Annotated in this window: 1 protein-coding gene; it reads right to left on the bottom strand. The window is 62.9% G+C overall.

The annotated features are described in order from the left end of the window. Positions 1–191: 191 nt before the first annotated feature. A partial coding sequence (locus tag PMI35_RS01235; protein ID WP_050562655.1) for an APC family permease occupies positions 192–1,559 on the bottom strand: 1,368 nt, incomplete at its 5' end.

Genomic DNA, 1,559 nt, shown 5'->3' with positions numbered 1-1,559 from the left:
TCAGGAGTTGGGTTTGCATGGCATCGTCCTCTTCGAAGCTAATTATTTTTATCTGTAGGAACCGGCCCCTGTGGGAGCGAGCCTGCTCGCGAAGGCGGCCTGGCAGTCGACATCTGTGTTGAATGTCATACCGCATTCTCGAGCAGGCTCGCTCCCACATTGATTGGGTTCCCACAGTGGGTATTGGGTTATCAGATCGTCGATCTGTTTACCGATGCTCCGGCAAGGTCAGCAGGTTTTGCCAATGGCTTGGAAAACTTCCAAGCATCCCCCGCTGGCGCCGTGCCCTTGTCGTAGGGCTTGCCCAGCAGCATGTAGACCAGGCCGGCGCCCATCACCACCAGCGTGGTCAGGATCATCGAGTAGTTGATGTACCAGGCGGCATCCGGCGAGCGCGGCCAGACCATGTTGACGATGGCGCACACGCCGTAGACCAGCGCGGCAAGGTTCACCCACAGCCCCCAGGCCCCCAGAGTGAATTGACCGTTCGGGCGCCAGCCCTTGGCACGGGCGATCAATGCGGCGACCACGATCAACTGGAAGGCGACGTAAATGCCGATCGCCGCGAAACCGACGATGGTGGCCACGGCATCGGCCATGAACATCCCCAGGCAGACGATCGCCGCCGGCACCAGGCCGCTGACCAGCAGCGCGAACGACGGCACATGGTTGGCCGACAGGCGCTTGAACAGTGAACTGCCGACGATCATCTCGTCCCGGGCATAGGCGAACAACAGGCGGCTGGCCGCCGCTTGCAAGCTCAGCACGCAGGAGATGAACGACACCATGACCACCGCCATCACCAGGCGCGAACCGACTGGGCCGAAGGCGTTGGCCAGGATCGTGGCGACCGGGTCGGTGTCTTCGCCGGCCAGCACCTTGGCCATGTCCGGCACCGACAGGATTAACGCCAGGCACGCGAACATCGCCGCCGCGCCGCCGATGTAGATGGTCATGCGCATGGCCTTGGGTATGCGCTTGCCCGGGTTCGGGGTTTCTTCCGCAACATCGCCGCAGGCCTCGAAGCCGTAGTACTGGAACAGGCCAGCCAGCGAGGCCGCGAGGAAGGCCGGCAGGTACGAGCCATTGACCTCAAGGTTGAAGGTGTCGAACAGCACGCTGAGCGGTTGATGACGCTCGAAGATCAGCAGGTAGCCACCGACCAGGATTGCGCCGACCAGTTCGCAGAGAAAGCCGAACATCGCCACCCGCGCCAGCAATTTGGTGCCCACCAGATTCAGCGCGGTGGACAGCAGGATGATCGCCAGGGCGATAACGATGTTGGCATCCGGGCCGGGATTGAAGCCGAGCATGATCGCCAGGTACGGCCCGGCGCCTACCGCGACGCCGGCGATGGTTGCGCATAACGCCCAGGCATAGACCCAGCCGACCATCCACGCCCAGCGCTTGCCCACCAGGCGACGGGCCCAGGGATAGACACCGCCGGAAATCGGGAACTGCGACACCACTTCGCCAAAAATCAGGCAAACCAGCATTTGCCCGGCACCGATCAGCAGGTAGGACCAGAACATCGGCGGGCCGCCGGCGGCCAGGCACAA

Source organism: Pseudomonas sp. GM78 (genome assembly GCF_000282475.1).
In the GTDB taxonomy this organism is placed as follows: Bacteria; Pseudomonadota; Gammaproteobacteria; order Pseudomonadales; family Pseudomonadaceae; genus Aquipseudomonas.
Note: the sequence above shows the minus strand (reverse complement) of the source record. Positions and strands in the feature narration are given on the sequence as shown.